The following is a 22,925-nucleotide window of genomic DNA, read 5'->3' on the forward strand; positions in this document are numbered from 1 at the left end:
ATGATCATGACACTCTTCCGAGCATTTGGCAGCCAAGCATTTGGAAAACCAAATACGACCCAAGGTCCGCAGAGTTCGCTGCCGGAGTATCGTGAGGATTGTGATCACAATATGCCAGATCGAAAGACGACAGGCAAGCCATGGCAGAAATCATCGAGATAACAGACCCGTGCGATGAGCGCATGCGTCTCTATCGCGACGTCAGGGACCGCGACCTGACCGGCCGGGAAGGACTGTTCATGGCCGAGGGCAAGGTGGTAATCGAACGTCTGTTTGTTTCGCCCTGGTGCGTTTGTATAAGTGTGCTAACGACGCCGGAGCGATTGAAAACGCTGGATATTTCGCAGGCCGGAGATGTCGTGGTCTATGTTGTCGAGCAGGCGATGATGGATGCGATTGCCGGATTTGCCATTCACCGCGGCTACCTTGCACTGGGGCGGTATGCCGGTCCTGCGGATCTGTCGTCGGTGTTGAAGCCGGGTCGTGCGCGGGTGCTGGCTTTGTCGGCGATTGCCAATACCGACAATATGGGCGGGTTGATGCGCAATGCGGCGGCCTTCGGAGTCGACGCGGTGCTTCTCGATGCGGCCTGCTGCGATCCGTTGTACCGAAAGGCCATCCGCGTCAGCGTCGGCGGCGTGTTTCAGGTGCCGCATGTCCGGGTGCCGAACCTGGTTCAGGCCTTGTCGGCGCATGGCTTGACCCCGTATGCCTTGAGTCCGTCGGGGGCGGTTGTGCTCGATGCGGTGGTGCCGGCAGAACGGTCGGCCTTCCTGTTTGGAACTGAAGGACCGGGATTGGCGCCGGACGTCGTGGCGGCGTGCATGTCCGTGCGGATCGATATGCACGGCGGGTTCGACAGCCTGAATGTGGCAACAACCAGCGGGATCGTGCTATATCACATGTGCCGGTGAGGTGCGGAGAAACGGCGTCTGTGGGAAGTCCTGAAAGTTGCTTGTGATAAGCAAAGCGGTTGGTCGTTTAATGATTCCGACCGCTTTAGCTCCTTTCTTCTTCGCGTCTTCGCGTGAAATGTTGGGACAGTTCGGACAGCCTGTGGCGGTGGACAAAGACCTTCAAGAGGTCTCACGCGAAGACGCAAAGGCGCGAAGGGAATGCGCCCACACCAGGCGCTTAAGCGCCGAACCAGGTGTTGCACTTCAAGTTTGATACCGCTCGGTTGGGGAATATTGCCCTGTCCCCGCGTTTTTCATACATAGGGTGTCAGCCTTATTCCGGGTACTTGCGAAGTGGTCAAAAACGGACACCTATCCGTCGCAGAGCCTGCTTCCCGGAGCACGGAGCCATGCCGCTATTGTCGCGCAAAGCCTTGGCGTGAAGGGCTGTTCCTTCATCTCGGAGCGACCCTGTACGCTTTGACGTGGCAAGGCTATGCTTGCCTATCCACGGAGGGCGAGATCATGAAACGGTTGTCTGCGAGTGTGATGGCTATGGGGCTGGCGATGGTGGCCGTGCCGGCCTTCGCCACCACCTATGTTCCAGCGGAGATGAAATGCCCGGTCGGGGGCAAAAAATTCAGCTATCAGGCCATGGCGTCCAACTCCTCCTGGGGCGCGCGGCCAGACGGCAAGCGCTATTCGCCGACGCCGGTCGGGCCTATCCCCGAATGTCCGGACAATCACCTCGTCGTCTACCGCGAATTCACCAAGGACGAGGTCGTCCGCCTCAAGGGTTTGATCGAGTCTGCGGACTACAAGGCCATGACCGGCGTCGAAATGCCCTATTACCGCGCGGCGTGGCTGGAGAAGGCTTTGTCGGGCGCCAACCAGAACCACGCCTGGATGCTGCTGACGGCATCATGGGAGGCTGAGGACGGTTCGGGGCAGAAGGCGCGTTATCAGGCGGAGTTCGCTGTTGCGGCTGCGGCTCTTCCGCCCCAGCCGGAAGACGAGGCCTGGCGCATGCTCGCCGTGCGGGTGGCCAATGCCCGCCGGGAGCTAGGCGATTTCGCCGGCGCCACGGCGGCGCTGGAGGCTCTACCTCTGGCCAAACTGGCGCAAGGGCTCCCGGCGACGGAAGCCGAGGCTGAAAGGCTCGGGGACAGAAGCAAGCTCGATATCTGGTACTTTCTCGACTTCGTGCGCCGCCTGCAAGTGGTCATCGCACGCCAGGACCGGTCGGCTGACCCGATCGATATGATCGGGGCGAGGATCGCGGCGCAAAAGTGCTTCTTCGAGGCTGAGGCTTTGTCGGAGGCGGATAAGTCGCTGTGTCAGGATGCCGAAATCCAGGCGGAAATCGCCGATAACCTTGAATACTGGACAGAGGCCAAGGCCGAACGGGGCGCGCAGTGAAAAACCTCTTGGCGAAGTATACCCGGTGGGTCATTTGACTCGGCCGGGGGTTCTCTTGAGCGGCGACTTGGTTTATGGCGTTGCCCCTAGAGCGCAATCCGATAAAGTGTGTCGTACTTTTCGGATAAATTGCGCGACAAAACAAAAACTTAGAGCGGGGTTTTGATTTCATCAAAATTCATCCCGCTCTAGTCCATGCGCTTTCGGGAGATCCTGTTGACAAACCCTACGATCGTTGAGGTGGCCAAGCTTTCCGGGGTTTCCATCACGACTGTTTCGAGATGTCTGAACGCGCCGGAAAAGGTGGGAAAGAAGACACTTGCGAAGGTTCGCCGGGTCATCGAAGAGATCAATTTCAGCCCGAACATGCTGGCCCAAAGCTTCCGGCGCGGCAAGACCAACATTATCCTGGTTGTCGTTCATGAAATCGGAAATCCGCTGTTTGCGGAAATTCTCGAAGGTATCCGGGGCGTCCTTGATAGCCGATACTCTATTGTGCTGACCGAGTCCCGCCCTGGGGTCACAGACACCAATTCCTTTATCGACATGCTGGTCGCCAAACAGGTTGAGGGTGTGATCCTCCTGTGCTCGACCTTGCCGTTCAGCAAGAAGCTGATTGAGGTCAACAAGTCGAAGACCCTGCCGATCGTTATCGGACTGGAGCCCATCAGTGACGATCTCAGGCAGTTTCCAAGCGTCCACATCAACAACTACCAGGCCGCGCATGATGCCACCCAGTATCTGATCACCTCTGGTCACAGCGATATCGTATTTGTTTCAGGGCCAAAGCACTCCTACGCCACCAAGGACCGCGAAGTGGGATTTTCCGACGCCATGCAAGCGGCCGGACTAAAGCTTGAGGAAGGCGCCATCCTGCATTCCGACCTGACGTCCAATGGCGGGGTGAATGCGGGCATGGAGATTTGCGCCCGAACCAATATGCCAACGGCCATCTTTTGCGCCAACGATGATATGGCGCTCGGTGTGTTAAGTTTCGCGACAAGGCGCGGCATCAAGGTTCCGGAAGATCTTTCCATAATGGGTTTTGACGATACGCGATATGCAGCGATCGCCAATCCGCCGCTTTCGACGGTGCTTCAGCCGGCACGGGATGTCGGCATCAGCGCTGCCAAACGGCTCCTGCGCGCGATAGATTCGCCCGACGATAGCGCTGTGAAGGCTGAGATCTTGCCACACCGGCTTGTCATTCGCAATTCGACCGCACCACGCCGGTGAACAACGCTTAGAAGTCCCGATCCAATACCAAGCCACTTTGACTTTGACATTCTTTCCGCAAGGGGCCCCCTCTGTCTCGAGCCTCGCCGGCAGGCAGCGCTACGATCTCCGATCTCCGCTTGCTCGCCATGGCACGGGCCACCCCGCTCCCCATCGAAGGGATGGGGAGGAGAAAAAAAGAACATGTTCAATGGTTTCTTCTCCTCCCCATTTCAAATGGGGAGGTGCCGAGCAAGCGAGCCCAAAGGGCGAAGCGCTGCCTGCCGGCGAGGCTCGAGGCGGAGGGGGCTACCTACTGTCAAAGTGTCAATCTTTTCGTTGATAGGTATAAGTGTTTGTTTTGTAGCGCAATTTTTCCGAAAACGGGAACGCCCGTGCGGTGGCGTCCACTTTATCGGATTGCGCTCTCGGATTCCCCCATGTGGACTGGCGTCGTATCCGAGGGGCCCGCATGGGTCAGAGATTCGTAAAAAATGTTCAATTCCGAACGGCCATGCGGCCTCACGCGCTCGATGATGAGCCGTTCGGTGTACGGAAGCGCATGGCCCAGCCGATTGTGATAGTGGTTGAAACCGACTTCGAAGGTGTCAAACACCACAGCTGTCGCCGTCGCGTTTCCGCACGTCCCCTGCATATCACCTGTCAGCAGTTGGCGGGACATCAGTTCCATGGCTGATGTGAACCGCTTTGCGTGGGTGGCATAGACGTCCACGCCCTGATTCCAGGCGATCTCGGCCGCATGCAGGGCCGAGGCGAGGCCGAACTGGGCGTGGTGACCATTGTCGCGGCAGGTCTCCTGGGTCAGGCCATCGACCCACTTTGTCGGGCGGAACCAGAAGACGTCGACATTGCCCCCGTCACCAGCGATGGGCGCTATGGCGGAATCGGTCTCGAGGTAAATATAGGCGGGGAGGCGGGTTTGTAGCCGTTGCAGGCCGCGTTCAAATTCGACCTTGTCGTCGTTGAACACGGCAATAGTCATCAGGGCGTCGATCTGCGTGAGGTCGACATTGCCGTTCCAGCGGCTGGCGACGGCGAGTTGGGGGTAGAAGGCGCGACGAAACATGGCCTGAAAAGCGGCTATGTCGTCAGACGTCCAGTCGGGTGATGATCGCATGATTTCGGCCGCTTCGCCAAACAGCACACCCATCCACCCCGCGTGTAACCGGTCCTGATCTGTTCCACCAACGAAACCTCGGAAATCCGCCCATCGGTTCAGAATGGCAATGGCCTGGCGCGAATAGGTCTGGTCGCCGGTGAGGCGCCAGGCCAGAGCATTGGCGTAGGCTTTTTCCGCCTCTAGCCTGGAGGCTGAGTCCTGGTTCCGGTCCCTGGCGTCCACGACTGTCAGGGCCGGGCCGGCCGGCTGAGCCTTGCGTTTCACCTCGATCAGGGCGCTGGCCCAAGGTGACTTATGCTGTGCGATCCGTGATCTTACGCTGTCGAGACTGGACTCCGTGTTCAGCGCCCCCGGGTGTCGAAAGGCGGAAACCGCATCCGCGGCGTGGGCTGGCTGGGGGCCGTAAGCCCAAAGGCTGACCATGAACGCCAGCATTGCGGCGCCAATCCTTGCATGAGGCTTCGTTCGGCGTTGGGACATGGTGTGGATCAAACCCGTGTACGGCCTTCCACATAAGCCCTTCGGCATCGGCTTTACCACGGTCTATCGCTTGCGCCGGGTTTTGGGTTGGGCGCCTGGCTTCTCCTGAAGATCTGCTACGGCCGTGGCCGCCAGGAGAAAGGCGCCGACGCCATAGATCTGGCTGTCGTCAAATGTGTTGAGTTCAGGGCGATCACTGATCGGCTGCACCCAGCCCAGCTTGCCGTTATCGTGGACGGAGCGGGTCAGGGCCTGCCAGCCCAGGTCAACATGGGGGCCGTAGGCGGCGGGATCGAGCAGGCCGTTCTCTATGCCCCAGGCCAGTCCGTAGACAAAGAAGCCTGTGCCGCTGGATTCCGGCAAGGATCCCTTGGGGTCGCCCAGCAGAGACGAATTCCAGTAGCCGTCGGGCTTCTGAACGGAGATAAGCCTGGCCGCCATCGTCTTGAACAGCGCCTCGAATTTGGCGCGGTCAGGGTCGGCCTTGGGGAGGTGAGTCAGAATATTGGCCAGGCCTGCGAAAACCCAGCCATTCCCCCGGCTCCAGAAAATCTTTTCTCCGTTTTCGCCGCGCCGATCGAAAAAGCGGCTGTCGCGGAAATAGAGTCCGCTGTCCGTGTCCAGGAGATAGTCCGTTGCCGCCCAGAACTCAGCCTTGGCAAAGGCGGTATAACGTGGATCCCCGGTGACCTGGCTCAGTTCAATGAAGGCAGGTGGCGACATGAACAGTGCGTCGCACCAGCACCAGCGATCAAAGCAAAGCGGATCCCCGGCGCCGGCCGGACGTTCGATAAAGGCAAAATCGGCATGCGGCGGATTGGCAAGGATGAGATCGAAGGCTTTACGCATAGGGGCGAGTGCCTCAGGCCCGGCGCCGTGTCGCGAGGCCCACAGATAGGCCTGGCCGACAGCGTGGTCATCGGCATGGTACAGGCGACGTCCCAGTTCCCATCGATTGCTTTCGCCGCGGGCCATCAAAAAATCCCGATACTGCGGGCTCTGGCTGCGATCAGCCAGGTGCATCAGTCCGATGAAGAAAGCGCCCTGGACCCAACCCCTGGGGTCGGTGGAATCGGCGGCATTTCTTGGGTGCACCTGGCCGGCGGCCAGCATGGCGATCTGGTGATCAGCCACCTTTTCGGCCAGAAGCAGGATTTCCGCCCGCGTCATTGGACGCGCCGCCGGGGGCGCGCCTGCGGATTTTGCGAGTGTCGGCGCGCCAGTCACCGCCGGCTCCGACAAGGCTGCGACGGGCGTAATGGCAAGTCCTGCAAGGGCAACAAGGGAGGCGAACGAGCGGAGGTAAGGTTTGCGTCTCATCATGTGGTCCTCGAAGCGTAGGTCTGTTGGCAATCAGGCGGCGATGACTTTAGGCGGGCGGAGAAGGTGCAGACGAAAGATTACAAGTCTGAAGAAACGCGCCATATGTTAAGGCCGCCATCGCTGGCGTAAACCTCAATGCGGGCCAATTCCTCTTCGCTAAAGGCAAGATTGTCTAACGCGCGCATCGTATCGTCAAGCTGAGCCACGGTACGGGCCCCGACCAGTGCTGACGTGACCCGTGGGTCGCGAAGAACCCAGGCGATGGCCATCTGGGCCAGGGTTTGCCCCCGGCCTTCCGCGATGGCGTTCAGGGCGCGTATCCGATGCAGATTTTCGGGCGTTACGAGGTCGGGGCTGAAGGAACCGGCCTTGGCGGCCCGGGCATCCGAAGGGACGCCGTCGATGTACTTTTTGGTCAGCAGGCCCTGAGCAAGCGGAGAAAAGGCAATACAGCCGACGCCCAGGTCGCTGAGCGTTTCGAGCAGCTCGGCTTCGATCCAGCGATTCAGCATCGAATAGGACGGCTGATGGATCAGCAGTGGCACCTTGTGGGATTCAAGGATCTCCGCCGCCTGTGCTGTCAGATCTGGCGAGTAGGAAGAGATGCCAACATACAAGGCCTTGCCCTGCCTGTGCAGTGTGGCCAGGGCGCCCATCGTTTCCTCAAGCGGGGTTTCTGCGTCGACGCGATGGGAATAAAAGATGTCAACATAGTCCAGCCCCATGCGCTTGAGGCTCTGGTCACACGAGGCGATCAGATACTTTCGCGAGCCCCCCACGTCACCATAGGGGCCCGGCCACATATCCCAGCCCGCCTTGGTCGAAATCACCAGTTCGTCGCGATGCGACCGGAAGTCGGTGGCCATCACGCGGCCAAAGTTCTCTTCCGCCGACCCGTAGGGCGGCCCATAGTTGTTGGCGAGATCAAAATGGGTAATGCCCTTGTCGAAGGCGTGCCGCAGAATGGCGCGGCCCGTTTCAAAGACATCGTCGCCACCAAAGTTCTGCCACAGCCCAAGCGAAATTGCCGGCAGTTTCAATCCGCTGCGGCCGCAGCGCCTGTAGGGCATGGTGTCGTAGCGCGAAGGTTGGGCGGTGTAGGGGAGGGGAAAGGCCATAGGTCTTCAGTCCAGCGAATTGAGAATGGCGGTGACGCCGATCTGAGCGATTTCGAAGTCTTCCTCGCCGGTCAGTCCGCTGACGGCGACAGAGCCAACACAGTCGCCCCGGTAGAAAACGGGCGCCCCGCCTTCCCATCCCAGATAACGCGCGTCACCATGATAGTGGACATCCCAGCCGCCTTCGGCAGCGGCGCGGCCCAGGTCGCCACTGGCTTGACGCAGGCGGGATGAGGTGTACACCTTGTTCGTGGCAATGGTCGCGGTCGCAAGCCCGGCGCCATTCATGCGCAACAGCCCGACCAGTTCGCCATGGCGGTCGGCGACCGCGACACTGCCTGTTTTTTTGCGTGCCTTCAGTTCCGCGACGCAGGCGTCGATCGCCAGTCGTGCTTCGTCTTCGCCAAGGTCCAGGCTGGATTGCATGTGCGTGTTTTCCTGCAGATTGCGTTTCAAGCGCTTAACTGAAAAATGGAAACGATGTCAACTTTTTTTGCGGCTCAGAACTGATAAGGAATATAAAATGTCTTGCCAAAACGGCATGCAATGGTTTAAAAATATGAAAACGTTACCATGCGCTTTGGTGCGCAGTTCAGGAGGAAATTGGATGGCTTTGAAGCGCAAGGAAGGTCGGGGGCGCAGCGCATGGCTTTGTCTGGCCCTGGTATCATCTGTGGCCCTTGCCAGTGGCGTCGCCGCTGCAGACGGGCGGGTCAAGGCCGGTAATGCCGCCGTTAACCCCAAGCTGTGGCCCAAGGCCATGTCGCCTTTCGGCGTCGACAAGGCGGTCGAGGCAAGAATAACGCGCATGCTGTCGCAAATGAGCGTCGAGGAAAAGGTCGGCCAGGTCATTCAGCCCGAATGGAAAGCGATCAAGCCGGAAGAGGTGACGCAATATCATATCGGTTCTATCGGGAATGGTGGCGGCTCCGTGCCTGGGGGCAATAAGCACGCCACCGTCCAGGACTGGGTAGACCTGATTGAGCCCTACTACCAGGCGTCCGTTGTGCCCGGCAAGAAGGTGACCATTCCGCTGATCTATGCGTCAGACGCGGTTCACGGTCATAACAATGTTTATGGCGCGACCTTGTTCCCGCACAATATCGGCCTGGGAGCCGCCCGCGATCCTGATCTGCTGCGCAGGATCGGAGAGGTGACGGCGGCCGAGGTACGCTCGACCGGCATGGACTGGACGTTTGCGCCAACCATCGCTGTGGCGCGCGATGACCGCTGGGGGCGCACCTATGAAAGCTACTCTGAAGATCCGCGCATCGCTTCGCAGTATGCGGCCGCCATGGTGGCGGGAATTCAGGGGACGGGGTCTGACTTTCTTGGTCCCAACCACGTTATCGCGACAGCGAAGCATTTTTTGGGGGATGGCGCCACGGATGGCGGTCGCGACCAGGGCGATTCGACGGTTTCCGAAAGTGAACTGGCGCGCCTGCACGGATCCCCCTATGTCGATGCAATCAATACCGGCACGCAGTCCGTCATGGCCTCTTTCAACTCCTGGCATGGCGTCAAGCTGCATGCCAACAAGGGCCTGCTGACGGATGTTCTCAAAGGCAGGATGGGATTCGACGGATTCATCATGGGTGACTGGCTGGCGCACGGTCAAATTCCTGGCTGTACGAATTCGGATTGTCCCCAGGCCTTCAATGCGGGTCTGGACATTTACAACCAGCCTCAGGACTGGAAAGCGCTTCACGGCAATCTGGTGCAACAGGTGAAGTCGGGCGTGATTCCGATGGCCCGCCTGGACGATGCCGTCCGTCGCATCCTGCGCGTCAAGTTTCGCATGGGCGCATTTGATGCACCGTCTCCTGCCAAGCGCGCAACAACCCTGAAGCCGATCGGTACGCCGCTGCATCGCGCGGTCGCGCGCGAGGCGGTGCGTAAATCCCTGGTACTCCTCAAGAACAATGACGTTCTGCCGATTCGTCCCAGTGCGACGGTTCTTGTCGCCGGCACCGGCGCCGACAACATCGCCATGCAGTCGGGGGGCTGGACCCTGAGCTGGCAGGGGGCTGACAACGGGCCGAATGATTTTCCCGGGGCGACATCGATCTATGAGGGACTGAAAGCCCAGATCGAGGCTGCCGGCGGACAGGCTTGGCTCAGTCCCGACGGTTCGTCACCTCAGAAGCCTGACGTCGCAATCGTCGTCTTTGGAGAAGAGCCCTATGCCGAGTTTATGGGCGATCAGGCTGATGTTGCACTTCAACACAAGAGCGCGCAAAGCCTTGAACTGATTCGAAAACTCAAGAGCCAGGGTATTCCGGTTGTTGCCGTGATGATGTCGGGGCGGCCCTTGTATGTGAACCCGCACATCAATGGGGCAGATGCCTTTGTCGCGGCCTGGTTACCCGGTTCTGAGGGGGCGGGAATCGCGGACGTTCTCCTCGCGAAAGTCGATGGATCACCGCAGTATGATTTTCACGGTCGTTTGAGTTTTTCGTGGCCCAGGCGCCCCGACCAGACACCGCTTAACGTCGGCGATACCGGTTACGATCCGCAATTTGCCTATGGCTTTGGCCTGACTTACGCGTCGCCTCGGGTAACGCCGGCCCTGGTTGAGGTTGCCGATACGACCCGCTACGGAGAAAAGAACGTCTATTACACCAAGGGTGAGGCGTGGAATGGTTACAAGCTCTGGATCGGTGATTCCAATGCCCCGCGTATGGACTATGTCGGGACCAGGACCACGCTCTACGGTACCGCGGCCTTGATGGTCGAACCACAAGGCGACGGGGCCTTGCATCTGGTCTGGAACGGCAAGTCGTTGGCGTGGGTTGAAATGGGGGCGGACAAGCCGTCGGATATCGCGAGAGAAGCCAATGGCGCCATGCTTTTGTCGTTAAGTGTCCGGGTCAACAGCGTGCCCTCGGGTGATGTCAGGCTCGGGGTAGGACGGGCGACCGTACCCATAACCGGCGTTTTGAAGGATCTCCCGGCAGGTAGTTACGCTACCGTCGCTGTCCCTCTGTCATGCTTTAAGACGCAGGATCTCGCAGCGACACCGACCATTATGCGGATGGAGACCAACGGTACACTGGATGTCTCGATTGCGGATATCCGGCTGACAGAGACGAAGTCAGGTGCAGAGTGTCCCGCGAAATGACGATGCACAGTTACGCCGCCGCAGCGACATTTGCCCTGGTCTTGGGGGCGGGTCCTGTGGCGGCCAGCACGCCGGCATTTGCTGAAGATCCAGCGCTGTTGACGCAAGTCACGCATGATGCGCGGGTCGTTGTTTGGGATGGCGAAACCGCAAACGTGGGTAGCGGTTGGGTAAATCCGACGCGGTCAACCTTTGCAGCGCAAACATCGCAAGCCCATAGCGGGGCGTCGGCGCTCGAGTTGAAATTCTCCGGCAACAGCGAATGGATCGGCGCGGGATGGAATTGGTTCAACTTCAAGACCGGCGATGACATAGGTACCGATGTCACGGGGCTGAGCACTTTCAGTTTCTGGATCAAGGTCCAGGGCAAGCCCGTGCAGTTCAGGATAAACTTGCAATGCAACGGGACTGTACTTGATACGCCCGAACAACACTCCGCGCGCGTTGACGTTTTGTCCTATGCGCCGAACATTTTTGACGGCCACTGGCATGAAGTCCGAATCCCTCTCCGGGATTTGATTGAGTCCGAAGGCTTCAATCCACGCGTCGTTAGCCAGCTTCAATTGGACTTGACTGTCGGTCCCGATACGCACAACAGCTTTTTCATCGATGATATCTCTTTCGACAATCGCCCTGCCAAATAGTCAAATATCGCTTCAAAACTGACTATTCGCAACGAGGGCGATTGTTCTCCGCCAGTGGCGGCCCTGGAGCGGGATGTGTCTTGGTGGAATCAAAACCCCGCTCTAAGTTTTTGTTTTGTCGCGCAATTTATCCGAAAACGGGAGCGCCCGTGCGGTGGTGTCCACTTTATCGGATTGCGCTCAAGCGCGGTTGCGTGGCTAAATGTTGTCTTGTGACGAATAAGCTCTGAACGCAGATAATGCCTGACCCTGCGGGAACATGGCCTGAGTGTTGCCAATGTGTAACTTCCTTACAAAATTAACCATTAAAATCCCCCAAGGGTAGATTTTTCATCCAAAATCCGCAGCTTGCCTCTCATCGCTTGGGGCGCAAACTTTCACAGGAAGCTGGCATGGCAATTCGAAACTACACCGGGCTGGCGGGCGCAGATGGCGCGGCCGGCGAAAATGGCGCCCCGGGAGACTGGGTAGATATCTCTGTGTCTGTCCCAGCGGAAGACGGTGAAGCCGGTCAGGTCGGTGGTGCAGGCCAGACATTGGACACCAACGTAACGCCCGCCGATCTGGTCGGCAATAGTGACAGCATTTACCAACTTTCCGGTCCTGGTGGCAAAGGCGGCGCAGCCGGAAATGCCGGTGCTAACGCAGTTTTACACATTGTTTCAGTCACCCGCGACAGTGACGGTAACATTATCTCTACAGCCCAAGTCTGGAAAATGTCTGGATCGGGTAACGGCGGCGATGGCGGGACCGGAGGCGCCAGCGGCGATAGCCGAATTCGTGCTACAGGGCTAAGCTCTACGCAGGACCTTTACCTTTATTCCGTTACGCATGGTTACTCAGGCGTGGGTGGTAGTGGCGGCGCTGGCTCGTCGGGACAGAACGGAGACTCATATTCTGCCCCAGGTGTTTTTTGGGCATACATACCTCAGCGGGGCGGTGACGGTGGTCGCGGCGGTGACGGTGGGGCAGTGGGAAACGCCTCAATTGAGGTGATCGACGCAACATTTCGTTCGCTGACATTGTACGCTGCTGCCCAAAACATTTCCTATCCCTATTTTTCGGGCGGACCAGGCGGAACAGGTGGACTCGGCGGCACCGGGGGCGCTGGTGGAAAAGGTAGTTACGGGGGCGATGCGGCGATTCTGGTTGAAAGCGTTGCGCTGAAATTCAACACGACGAATACTTTGTCGGTTTCTGGCGGTCACGGTTATGCGGGAGGAAGAGGGGGAGGTGCCTCCGACTGGAGTGAGGGTTTCGGATATGGCGGCAAAGGAGGTGACGGCGGAGATGCAGGCTCCGCCGCCATAAATTTCAATTCCAACAGTTTGATCGGTGGCTCCGCGTCGGAAGCTTTGACGCTGAACTTCACGCTAACGTCAACGAAGGCGGCAGGAGGGAACGATGGCGGTGTCGTCAGTACTGACACTCCGGGGTATTCAGGAGAACGGGACGGCGCGCGTGGGCAAGACGGACAGGCTGGGAACACTAGCCTGAACCTTTCAGGCAATATGATTGACGGTAAAGGCGGAATTGATACATTTCGGTTGGACATTTACAACCGAACCTATTTTTCGTCGGCTCTCGGTGAGGGTATTACGCCGGTCGGCGATATCACCGTTAATTTGGCCACAGGGGTTTTCAGCATTGGTGCAGGCACCAATACCATTCTCAATGTCGAAAACGTATATATTTACCTAACGGAAATGTTCGTTAATCCCGACAACTTCCACGAAAACATTGCTACTGCCCTTGTCACTTTGATCGGCGACAGCTTCAATAACACGCTTCAAGTGAATTACGTTGGCAACGCCATTCTTAGCGGCGGCGCCGGCAACGATTCGTTGTATGGATATTCCGGCAACGATGATCTTGATGGAGGCACGGGTGACGACCGACTAGGTGGCGGGAGTGGCAACAACACGCTCCGCGGGGGCGATGGCAATGACTTGATTAGTGCGGATGACGGTGACGACCAGTTGGATGGCGGAGCCGGCAGTGACAACCTGACCGGCGGATTCGGCAACGACACCTATTACGTCGATTCCGTTGCGGATACCGTGAACGAAAATTCGGGTGCAGGCATCGATACGGTGATTTCGACCATTTCGTACTCGATGGTCGGAAAGCTGGTCGAGCATCTGGTTCTGGCCGGAACGGACAATCTCACCGGTTGGGGGAATTCGCTCTCCAATGACATTACCGGCAATACTGGGAATAACCTGCTGGATGGGGGCAGCGGCGTCGATACGGTGATCGGCGGACTGGGTAACGACACCTTCGTTATCAATGTCGTGGCCGACGTCGTCATGGAGGCGGCCGGCGAAGGCACTGACACACTGCAAGCCGCGTTTGACTACACGCTTGGCGCAAACGTCGAAAACCTGACGCTGAGCGGAGCGGCCAATCTCACCGGAACCGGCAACGGATTGAACAATGTACTGACCGGCAACAGCGGCAACAATGTCCTGGACGGCGCGGTTGGCAACGATACCCATACCGGCGGGCTGGGCAACGACACCTACTATATCGACAGTTCCGGAGACAAGATTGTCGAACTGGCCGGTCAAGGCACAGACCTGGCCGTTGCATCGGTTAGCTATTCCCTGGCCGGAGCGGTCGTGGAGGACCTGACACTGACAGGCACGGCGGATATCAACGCAACGGGCAATGGCGTCGGTAACAAACTGAACGGCAATTCGGGCAAAAACGTTCTGGATGGTGCGGCAGGGAATGACACGCTGACCGGCGGGCTGGGTGACGATAGCTACTACGTGCAAAGCACCGGCGATAAGGTGGTTGAGAGCCTTGGACAAGGCTATGACGTGATCTACGCGTCGGCGACCTATACGCTGACGGGGCGTTATGCTGAGGAGTTGCGGCTCACCGGGGCTGCGAACATCGATGCGTCGGGGAACAGCGTCAACAACCTGCTGATTGGCAATACCGGTGCGAACGTTCTGAATGGGCTAGGGGGCAATGACACCCTGACCGGGGGCTCGGGGGCGGATACCTTCCTGTTCCAGGCGGGGAGCCGTGCGGATCAGGTCGAAGATTTCAATGCGACGGATGGCGATCTGATCAATGTCAACGCCTATACCGGTGGCGTGGCGAATGCGGGGCTGGTGGTTCAGTCTGGCGTGAATGTCGTGATCAACTTCGGTGGGGGCAATGTGATCACCGTGGTGGGCGCCAGCCAGGCCGATGTGCTGAGCCATATGGTGTGGTGACTGGAGGTGCGGGGGCGATCCGGAGGGGGGCAGAATTGTTTCTGACCCCTTATGGACCCCAGTTGCTGTACCGTGGGGCATGGAGAGCGTTTGAGGCGCAAAAAGGAAGCAAGTTTCCGCACCTTGGCGCCTCACAGGGTGTGTTAAGATGGCACGGGCCACCCCGCTCCCCATTGAAGACATAGGGCGAGAATAACGTCATCACTTGGGATTGCGCGCTGGAAACGCTGTCGCGAGGCCGGGTGCAGGGCCCGAGGCCCTGCTAGATTTCCTGATTGTAGCTGCCGATTTCGGGGTAGGCCGCCAGGCGCGGTTTCACTTCCTTGCGGAACAGGTCGCGCATGTCGTCTTCCGACCGCAGGGACTCGACCACCACCACCAGTTCCGGCTTATTGGACGAGGCGCGGACCAGGACCCACGAACCGTCTTCGAGATGGACGCGGGCGCCGTTGACGGTGATGACTTCCTTGATCTTGCGGCCGAGGATCTCGCCGCCAGCCGCCCCCAGGGCCTCGTATTCCTTGACGATGCGCTCCAGAACTTCGTACTTGAGCTCATCGTCGCAATGGGGTGACATGGTGAGCGACGTGAAGGCCGGGGGCAGGGCGTCCTTGAGCTGCGACAGGGTCTTGTCCGGATTGCGGTCCAGCATCGACAGAATGGCTTCGGCGGCGACCAGACCGTCGTCATAGCCACGCCCGATCGGGCTGGCCAGGAAGAAGTGGCCGGACTTTTCGAAGCCGGCCAGGGCCTTCAGTTCGGAGGTCTTGCGCTTGATGTAGCTGTGGCCGGTCTTCCAGTAGACGGTGGTCGCGCCATTGGCCTTCAGCACCTCGTCGGTGGCATAAAGCCCTGTGGATTTCACGTCGACGACAAAGGTGGCGTTCGGGTAGATGGCCGACAGGTCGCGGGCCAGCATGAGGCCGATCTTGTCGGCGAAAATCTCATTGCCGGTGTTGTCGACGACGCCGCAGCGGTCGCCGTCGCCGTCGAAACCCAGAGCCAGGTCGGCGCCATGCTCGGTGACGGCCTTGGCCATCTCATGGAGCATTTCGTGGTCTTCGGGGTTGGGATTGTACTTGGGGAAGGTCGAGTCGAGGGTGCAATCCATCTCGATGACCTCGGCGCCCATCGCCCGCAGGACCTGGGGTGCGAAGGCGCCGGCCGTGCCGTTGCCGCAGGCGCAGATGACCTTCAGCTTGCGCTTCAGCTTCAGTTTGGAGGCGATGTCGTCCATGTAGCGCTGCTGGACGCCTTCGACCTGGGTCAGCTTGCCGCCCGGACGCTCGACGCCCAGCCCGCCGAGCACGATCTCCTTCAGGCGGCCCATTTCTTCCGGCCCGAAGGTCAGGGGCGCCTGGGCGCCCATCTTGACGCCGGTCCAGCCGTTGTCGTTGTGCGAGGCGGTCACCATGGCGACACAGGGAATATCGAGGTCAAACTGGGCGAAATAGGCGATCGGCGACAGGCACAGGCCGATATCGACGACCTCGATGCCGGCCTGCATCAGGCCCAGCATCAGCGCGTTCTTGATGTTGATCGAGTAGGAGCGGTAGTCGTGGCCGGTGACGATCCTGGGCGTCACGCCGCGTTCATGGATATAGGTGCCCAGACCCAGGCCCAGGGCCTGGATGCCCAGCAGGTTGATCTCCTTGCCGAACAGCCAGCGCGCATCGTATTCACGGAAGCCTGTCGCCTTGACCAGCGGAATGGTCTCGAACTCGAAGGTGTTTTCTGCGATGGCAGGCAAGGGCTTTACGGTCATGGGGCAACTCGTCTGTTGAAAATGGTGCGGCGCAACACTATAGCGCAATAGCTCAGGAAAAGTAAGGAACCAATGCGGCGCGGGCCGCTTCACCCAGGTCAGGGCGCTTCAGGGCCAGGGCGACATTGGCGCGCAGCAGGCCGATCTTGTCGCCGCAGTCGTAGGTGATGCCGTCATATTCCAGGGCATGGAAGCTCTGGGTCTCCATCAGACGGAACATGCTGTCGGTCAACTGAATCTCGCCACCGGCGCCGCGTTCCTGGGTCGCCAGCAGCCCGAAGATCTCGGGTTGCAGGATGTAGCGGCCTGACACGATCAGGTTGGACGGGGCGGTGCCTTGCGGCGGCTTTTCGACCATCCCGGTCATCTTGTTCAGCCTGCCGTCTTGTTTTTCCAGAGCGACGACGCCGTACTGGTGCGTCTGGTCGTGGGGGACGGCTTCGACGACGATAATGTTGCCGCCGACCTGATCATAGGCGTCGATCGCCTGTTTCAGCGCCGGGACCTCAGCGTCCATGACCATGTCGGGCAAGATGACGGCGAAAGGATCGTCGCCGATAATGTCGCGGCCACACCAGACGGCATGCCCCAGGCCCTTCGGTTGCATCTGGCGCACGAAGCTCATCTCGCCTTCCCTGGGCAACTCGGCCAGCAGTTCGTCGAGGATGGCGGTCTTGTTCTTGCCGCGCAGTTGCGCTTCCAGTTCGACCTGGTGGTCGAAATAGTCTTCGATCGCGCCCTTGGAACGGCCGGTAATGAAGACGAAGTGCTCGATCCCGGCGGCGCGGGCCTCGGCGACGACATAGGACAGGATGGGACGATCAACGACGTTCAGTAGTTCTTTCGGGACAACCTTGGTTCCGGGAAGGACGCGGGTACCCAGTCCGGCGACAGGTACCACCGCCTTGCGAACGCGCTTTTGTGACACGTAAACCCCTTAATTGTCTTTGTGGCATTCCGCCTTTACGGCGTGAAATTATGAACAGCGGCGGCACGTTAGTGCGCCGCGGCGAAAACGGCAACCTCCGTCATGAAAAATTCTTGCAATACCAAACGTCTTAAACCTGACGCGTGATATTGCAAGTTTTCAGCGCAAACGCCGCCAGAGCGGGATATGTTTTGTTGGACTCAAAACGCCGTTCCAAATTCTTGTTGTGTCGCGCAATTTATCCGAAAACGGGAGTGCCCGTGCGATGGCGTCCACTTTATCGGATTGCGCTCTAGCAAAGGCTGGGGCGGGCAAGATCGTTCCCTAGCATAACAGGGTCACGGCGCAAAAAAAAGCCTCCCGGCAAGGCACCTGGAGGCGGAAGTCGTGTTGGGAGGAATCCTTGGGCAAGGAAACAACGACAAAAGCGCCGTTACCCAAGAAAATATCATGCGCTTAAAATAATGCAAATTAAAATATTTATTACTGGGCTGCTTGCCAGCTAAGTTATTGTATTATTTATTGTCGGAAAGATTCCGCCCGGAATTGAACAGGCAAAACAGCCAGGGAGTGGACCATGACTATGCGGCGAATCAAGGCGTGGATGACAGGAGCTGCGATCGCAGCCGGTTTTAGTATGGTCGGCGGCGCATCGGCCCACGAGACTTTGGAGCTGACGGCGCCAAAGCCGAATTTGGCGGCGAAGCCCCCGATGGGATGGAATTCGTGGAACAGGTTCGCCTGCAACATCGATGAAGCCAAGGTCCGCGCCGTCGCCGATGCCATGGCGTCGACCGGCATGAAGGACGCCGGCTACCAGTATGTCGTCATCGACGACTGCTGGCAGACCGACCGCGCCGCCGACGGCACCATTCAGGCCGATCCGGTCAAGTTCCCGTCGGGGATCAAGGCGCTGGCGGACTATGTGCATTCCAGGGGGTTGAAGTTCGGTCTCTATTCCGATGCCGGGGTAAAGACCTGCGGCGGTCGCCCCGGCAGCGCCGGGTATGAGTTCCAGGATGCCCGCACCTATGCGGCGTGGGGCGTCGACTATCTCAAATATGACTGGTGTTACACCGGCACACGCAATGCCGAGGCGGCCTACACGATCATGGCCAAGGCCTTGCGCGCCTCGGGGCGGGATATTCTGCTCAGCATCTGCGAATGGGGAGATAACCAGCCGCGCAACTGGGCGGCCAAGGCTGGGCATATGTGGCGGACGACCGGCGATATCCGCGATTCCTGGGATGTGAGCCAGGGCTATAGCCACTCTTTCCTGTCGATCCTGGACCGCCAGGCCGACCTGTGGAAGGACTCGGGGCCGAACCAGTGGAACGACCCGGACATGCTGGAAGTCGGCAATGGCGGGATGACCGCAACCGAATACAAGGCGCACTTCTCGCTATGGGCCATGCTGGCGGCGCCATTAATCGCCGGCAACGACCTGTCGACTATGGATCAGGAGACCCACGATATCCTGACCAATAGGGACGTCATCGCGATCGACCAGGACCCGCTGGGACAGCAGGCGCGGAAAGTTATCGACGAGGGCGACTTTGAGGTGTGGGTGAGGCCGCTGGCCGGTGGTGACCGTGCCGTGGTGTTGTTTAATCGCTCGCTCGCGGCCAGGACCATGTCGGTGAACTGGGAAACCCTGCAGATGCCGACGGAGATGAAGGCGACCGTCAAGGATCTGTGGAGCAAGCAGGTGACCCGGAAGGTCAAGGGCAGCTATTCGGCTGAAGTGCCGTCGCATGGTGTCGTGATGGTAAGGATTACGCCGACGGTTTAGCGGTCTTCGGAAACGTGGGGCCAAACTGAGCGTGGAAAGTCATCATCCAGTCTGTGGCGCCTCTTTCTTAGTGAAACAGTGTTTTCAGACCCTTGAAGTCGGCGTCCGGTGAGGTGACGTGGTGCACCGGTACGGCCCTTAAGTAGTCCGAAATCCGGCCGCTCTTGCAGAAGCGGGCATGGAAGCGCTCACGGTCGAGGAACGGAGACAGCATGTCAACCAATTGGCCTGTGAGGTAGACGCCGCCGCGGCCCCCTGTCGTCAGGACCATATCCGACGCGGCGATGGCCAGCCAGTCAAGGCACATGGCGATCGATTGCCTGGCAGTGGCGTCGCCGTTGTTGGCCAGGCGAATGACGTCCTCGGCGGAAATCTCGGCGTCCTTGTGGCCCGACAAAGCCCTCCACGTGTCGCACAGGCCGTTCAGCGACACGGCGCGTTCGACCGAAACGTGGCCGTAGCGGGCGCTCATGAACCTCTGCACTTCGAACTGTTCGCTACTGCCCGCCGGCAGGTCCATATGGCCGCCGGCGCCGGCAAAGGCTGTCCATTGGTCGTCGCTGTCCTTCATCACAATAGCCAGGCCCAGGCCCGGACCCGTGCCGATGACGCACCTTGTAGCGTCGATCATTTCCGGCATAGCTTCACCCGGACTCAAGGTCACATAATCCTGCGGCGCCAGGTTGGGAATGGCCAGGGCGCGGGCGACGGTTGGATTGACGATGTGCAGGCGCTTGACGTTGAAGACGCGGCGCAGTTTCTCGCGCTCGATATCGTAGCCGTGATTGGGCATGCGCTGAATGCCGTCCTGCTCCCAGCCGGGGGCAGAGATCGCTGCGGCCGTCAGAAAGGGCGCGCCGTTATCGTCGAGAAAATCGTGCACGGCGCTTTCAAATGCCGGTTCGTCGCCAGCGGCATAGTCGGCAGTCGACTGGATCGCGTCCTCCCGGTTGACGAGGGCCAGACGGGCACATCCCTTGATGGCCAGGTTGCATAATAGTATGGCGTCCGACATGTGACGTTCCGCTCTGTTGCGCCCTCAGCGGTGTTGGTTGAGGCTATACTTGGGTATAAGCTATGCTTGGGTTGCGGCGATACTACAAATCCAACGATGAAGAATAGGCTAACGTCGTGATCAGGCGTCCAGCGAAGCGGTTTCGAGCAGCTTCAGCGACTCGATCAGAAGCGCTTCCGAGGCCTTCTTGGCGGCCTCGCCGTCACCGCGCTCGATCGCCACCAGGATCGCCTCATGGGCGGCGATGCTGGCCGTATGGCCGGAAATCTTGTTGGTCAGTTGGATCGACAACTGCAGGGCGTTGTTGATCAAAGGCTTCAGCCGCCAGAAGAAGGGGTTGCCTGACGCCTTTAAAATGGCGACATGAAAGTCGATATCGGCCTGGAGCGCGGCGTCCTGGTCGCCGGCCGTGGTAATCATGGCCTCCAGGCCCTGGCGAATCTGGGCTATGGCGCGCCGGTCCTGAACCTCAGCGGCCAGCGCGGCGGCTGTCGGTTCGATGGCCAGGCGCATCTGGGCGAACTCGCGGAAGATCTTGTTGGAAATCGGCCGCTCCATCAGCCAGCGCAAGACGTCCGGATCGAGCATGTTCCAGTTGTCGACCGGCTCGATACGCGTGCCCTGACGCTGGCGTGACGACAGCAAACCCTTGGCGGACAACATCTTGACGGCTTCGCGCATGACCGTGCGCGAAGCGCCGTAGCGCTGGCACAGTTCGGCTTCGGTCGGGAATATGGTGTTGTCGAATTCCCCGGTGACAATAGATTGGCCCAGCGTTTTCAAAAGGCCATAGGCCAGGCTGACGCCATGTTCGGAACGCATAATCATCTTCCATAAGGCGGCGCAGATTCGCGCACCTGCGCGCGAACGTGACAAAAAAACGACCATAACACAAGTTGCGTCAATTGGACTTGCCGTAAAGCTGACAATTTTATATTACATATTTCACAAGTGATAAAAAATGCACATATGGAAAGAGCCGGTGGAAATCTGGTTTTTTCACCATATGCGAGCGGACAGGGAGCTTCGGATGATCCAGACGACAGGCAAGCGAATCTGTGGTGTGGTGTTAGCGCTATCATTGATTTTGGCCGCGCCGATGGCGGTGGCTGCGGCAAAGAAGACGGCAGCGCCCTCCAAACCGATCCCGGAATTGGTTGAAAAGGATGGCAAGTTCGCGCTCATGGTCGATGGTGCGCCGTTCCTGATCCTTGGCGGTCAGGCGAACAACTCCAGCAATTATCCGGCGGCGCTGAAAAATGTCTGGCCGGCGATCAAGGACCTGAACGCCAATACCCTGGTCATGCCGGTGGCGTGGGAGCAGGTCGAGCCGGTCGAGGGCCAGTTCGATTTCAGCTTTGTCGATGCTCTGATCACGCAGGCGCGGCAGAACAAGGTGCGGTTGGTCATTCTGTGGTTCGGTACCTGGAAGAACACGGGGCCAAGCTATACGCCGTCGTGGGTCAAGACCGACAACAAGCGCTTCCCGCGCCTGACCAACAAGGACGGCTCGCTGTCCTACGCCCTGTCGCCGCTGTACGAGACGACGCGCGAGGCCGATAAGCGGGCCTATGTGAAGATGATGGAGCACATCAAGGCGATCGACAGCAGCCAGCGCACGGTTATCATGATCCAGCCGCAGAATGAGGTCGGGGTGTATGGCGCGGCGCGCGACTACTCCGCCAAGGCCAATGGGCTGATGGCCCAGCCTGTGCCCCAGGCGCTTCTGTCGCGCCTCAACAAAAATGCAGGAACCTGGAACGAAGTGTTTGGCAAGGATGCCGACGAATTCTTCCACGCCTGGTCGATCGCATCCTATGTCGACCACATCGCCGCAGCCGGCAAGGCGGTCTATCCCCTGCCGACCTATATGAACGCCGCCCTGAAGGACCCGCTCAATCCGGACCAGGCGCCGGGCTCCTACGCATCGGGCGGGCCGACCTATAATGTCATCGAAGTCTATCAGGCGGCGGCCCCGAACATCGATTTCGTCGCGCCGGACCTGTATTCGCCGGGCTCGCAGAGCTATGAAGCGACGCTTGCCTTCTATGCTCGCAAGGACAACCCGCTCTTTGTCGCGGAAAGCGGAAACAAGCCGACCTATGCCCGGTTTATCTTCTCGGTCCTGGGTCGCCAGGGAATCGGCTTCGATCCGTTCGGCTTCGACTATAGCGGCTATTCCAACTATCCGCTGGGGACGACCAAAACCGGCCCCGAGATGGTCAAGCCGTTTGGTGAACTCTATAGCCTGTTTCGCCCTCTGGAACGGGTCTGGCCGAAGTTGTCGTTCGAAAGCCAGGTCTGGGGCGTCTCGGAACCCGACGACCATTCGGCCCAGACTCTGGATCTGGGACCGAACTGGAATGCCAGGGTGACCTACCGCCAGTGGGAGTTCGGCATGCCGGAATGGGACCCGGACAACAAGAACGGCTATCCGGAAGGTTCGGACGTGCCCAGCGGCGGTGTCGCGGTGGCGAAGTTGTCGGACAACGAATTTCTGGTGGCCGGCTACCATGCACGGATTTCGTTCGGGGCAGGCGAGGCCAATAAGGCCAGAGGTTTTATCCTCGACCGTGTTGAGGAAGGTCATTACGATGCCAGGGGAAACTGGGTGTTCGAGCGTGTCTGGAACGGGGACCAGACGGATTATGGTTTGAACTTCGCCCAGGCCAGGCTGTTTAAAGTGCGTTTAGCGACGTTTGAGAAGTAACAAAGATACCCCTCCGTCGCGGACTTTGCCTACGGCCTTCGGCCTGCGGCGGCCGCGCCACCTCCCCATCAAGATGGAGAGGAGGGAGCGAGCTTTGGCGCCGACCAAGGGAGGCGTCCACAATAAAC

At 59.2% G+C, this 22,925-nt stretch carries 17 protein-coding genes; 8 read left to right on the plus strand and 9 right to left on the minus strand.

What is annotated here, in order from left to right:
* Positions 1-140: 140 nt before the first annotated feature.
* The 3 genes from ABAC402_RS23730 to ABAC402_RS23740 all read left to right on the plus strand — a co-directional run bounded on the left by ABAC402_RS23730 (position 141) and on the right by ABAC402_RS23740 (position 3,551).
* Positions 141-914, plus strand: a complete 774-nt coding sequence (locus ABAC402_RS23730) for an RNA methyltransferase (protein WP_023448147.1) — start codon at positions 141-143, stop codon at positions 912-914.
* A gap of 507 nt (positions 915-1,421) precedes the next feature.
* On the plus strand, positions 1,422-2,315 hold the full coding sequence (locus ABAC402_RS23735; RefSeq protein ID WP_155847294.1) for a hypothetical protein: 894 nt from the start codon (positions 1,422-1,424) through the stop codon (positions 2,313-2,315).
* Between the two features lie 216 nt (positions 2,316-2,531).
* Positions 2,532-3,551 (plus strand): LacI family DNA-binding transcriptional regulator, encoded by a 1,020-nt coding sequence (locus ABAC402_RS23740; RefSeq protein WP_031235129.1) that lies wholly within the window; start codon positions 2,532-2,534, stop codon positions 3,549-3,551.
* 391 nt (positions 3,552-3,942) lie between these two features.
* Here ABAC402_RS23740 and ABAC402_RS23745 read toward each other — a convergent pair whose 3' ends face one another.
* From ABAC402_RS23745 to ABAC402_RS23760, 4 genes are all read right to left on the minus strand, one after another.
* Complete coding sequence (locus ABAC402_RS23745) at positions 3,943-5,106, minus strand: alginate lyase family protein (RefSeq protein ID WP_023448150.1); 1,164 nt, start codon at positions 5,104-5,106, stop codon at positions 3,943-3,945.
* A 108-nt stretch (positions 5,107-5,214) separates the two neighbouring features.
* Complete coding sequence (locus ABAC402_RS23750) at positions 5,215-6,471, minus strand: glycoside hydrolase family 105 protein (RefSeq protein ID WP_082179837.1); 1,257 nt, start codon at positions 6,469-6,471, stop codon at positions 5,215-5,217.
* Positions 6,472-6,551: 80 nt separating this feature from the next.
* Positions 6,552-7,592 (minus strand): L-glyceraldehyde 3-phosphate reductase, encoded by a 1,041-nt coding sequence (gene mgrA, locus ABAC402_RS23755; protein WP_023448152.1) that lies wholly within the window; start codon positions 7,590-7,592, stop codon positions 6,552-6,554.
* Positions 7,593-7,598: 6 nt separating this feature from the next.
* A complete protein-coding gene (locus ABAC402_RS23760) occupies positions 7,599-8,018 on the minus strand; it encodes a heme-binding protein (protein ID WP_023448153.1) in 420 nt (139 codons plus the stop codon).
* 181 nt (positions 8,019-8,199) lie between these two features.
* On the opposite strand from ABAC402_RS23760, the gene ABAC402_RS23765 reads away from it, so the two are divergent.
* On the plus strand, positions 8,200-10,713 hold the full coding sequence (locus ABAC402_RS23765) for a glycoside hydrolase family 3 protein (protein WP_023448154.1): 2,514 nt from the start codon (positions 8,200-8,202) through the stop codon (positions 10,711-10,713).
* Positions 10,698-11,357, plus strand: a complete 660-nt coding sequence (locus ABAC402_RS23770) for a hypothetical protein (RefSeq protein WP_155847296.1) — start codon at positions 10,698-10,700, stop codon at positions 11,355-11,357. The genes ABAC402_RS23765 and ABAC402_RS23770 overlap by 16 nt, the downstream gene beginning before the upstream one ends.
* Positions 11,358-11,734: 377 nt before the next feature.
* Here the strand turns inward: ABAC402_RS23770 and ABAC402_RS23775 are convergent, their stop codons facing one another.
* Entirely contained in the window at positions 11,735-11,950 is a 216-nt protein-coding gene (locus ABAC402_RS23775) for a hypothetical protein (RefSeq protein WP_023448156.1), read from the minus strand.
* Positions 11,951-12,868: 918 nt separating this feature from the next.
* Between ABAC402_RS23775 and ABAC402_RS41180 the strand changes: the two genes are divergently transcribed.
* On the plus strand, positions 12,869-14,587 hold the full coding sequence (locus ABAC402_RS41180) for a calcium-binding protein (RefSeq protein ID WP_023448158.1): 1,719 nt from the start codon (positions 12,869-12,871) through the stop codon (positions 14,585-14,587).
* 262 nt (positions 14,588-14,849) lie between these two features.
* Here ABAC402_RS41180 and ABAC402_RS23785 read toward each other — a convergent pair whose 3' ends face one another.
* Both ABAC402_RS23785 and ABAC402_RS23790 read right to left on the minus strand, forming a co-directional pair.
* On the minus strand, positions 14,850-16,352 hold the full coding sequence (locus tag ABAC402_RS23785; protein WP_023448159.1) for a phosphomannomutase/phosphoglucomutase: 1,503 nt from the start codon (positions 16,350-16,352) through the stop codon (positions 14,850-14,852).
* 52 nt (positions 16,353-16,404) lie between these two features.
* Positions 16,405-17,280 carry a UTP--glucose-1-phosphate uridylyltransferase gene (locus tag ABAC402_RS23790; RefSeq protein ID WP_023448160.1) on the minus strand — a complete coding sequence of 292 codons (876 nt, stop codon included), beginning with the start codon at positions 17,278-17,280 and terminating at the stop codon, positions 16,405-16,407.
* Positions 17,281-17,857: 577 nt separating this feature from the next.
* Between ABAC402_RS23790 and ABAC402_RS23795 the strand changes: the two genes are divergently transcribed.
* On the plus strand, positions 17,858-19,072 hold the full coding sequence (locus ABAC402_RS23795; RefSeq protein WP_031235135.1) for a glycoside hydrolase family 27 protein: 1,215 nt from the start codon (positions 17,858-17,860) through the stop codon (positions 19,070-19,072).
* 67 nt (positions 19,073-19,139) lie between these two features.
* Here the strand turns inward: ABAC402_RS23795 and ABAC402_RS23800 are convergent, their stop codons facing one another.
* Together ABAC402_RS23800 and ABAC402_RS23805 are read right to left on the minus strand one after the other, a co-directional pair.
* Positions 19,140-20,087, minus strand: coding sequence for a glucokinase (locus tag ABAC402_RS23800; protein ID WP_023448162.1), 948 nt, complete (start codon positions 20,085-20,087; stop codon positions 19,140-19,142).
* A gap of 120 nt (positions 20,088-20,207) precedes the next feature.
* Positions 20,208-20,909, minus strand: coding sequence for a FadR/GntR family transcriptional regulator (locus tag ABAC402_RS23805; RefSeq protein WP_031235137.1), 702 nt, complete (start codon positions 20,907-20,909; stop codon positions 20,208-20,210).
* Between the two features lie 208 nt (positions 20,910-21,117).
* On the opposite strand from ABAC402_RS23805, the gene ABAC402_RS23810 reads away from it, so the two are divergent.
* Entirely contained in the window at positions 21,118-22,797 is a 1,680-nt protein-coding gene (locus tag ABAC402_RS23810; protein ID WP_031235138.1) for a DUF5597 domain-containing protein, read from the plus strand.
* Positions 22,798-22,925 lie beyond the last annotated feature (128 nt).

This window comes from Asticcacaulis sp. AC402, from assembly GCF_000495835.1.
In the GTDB taxonomy this organism is placed as follows: Bacteria; Pseudomonadota; Alphaproteobacteria; order Caulobacterales; family Caulobacteraceae; genus Asticcacaulis.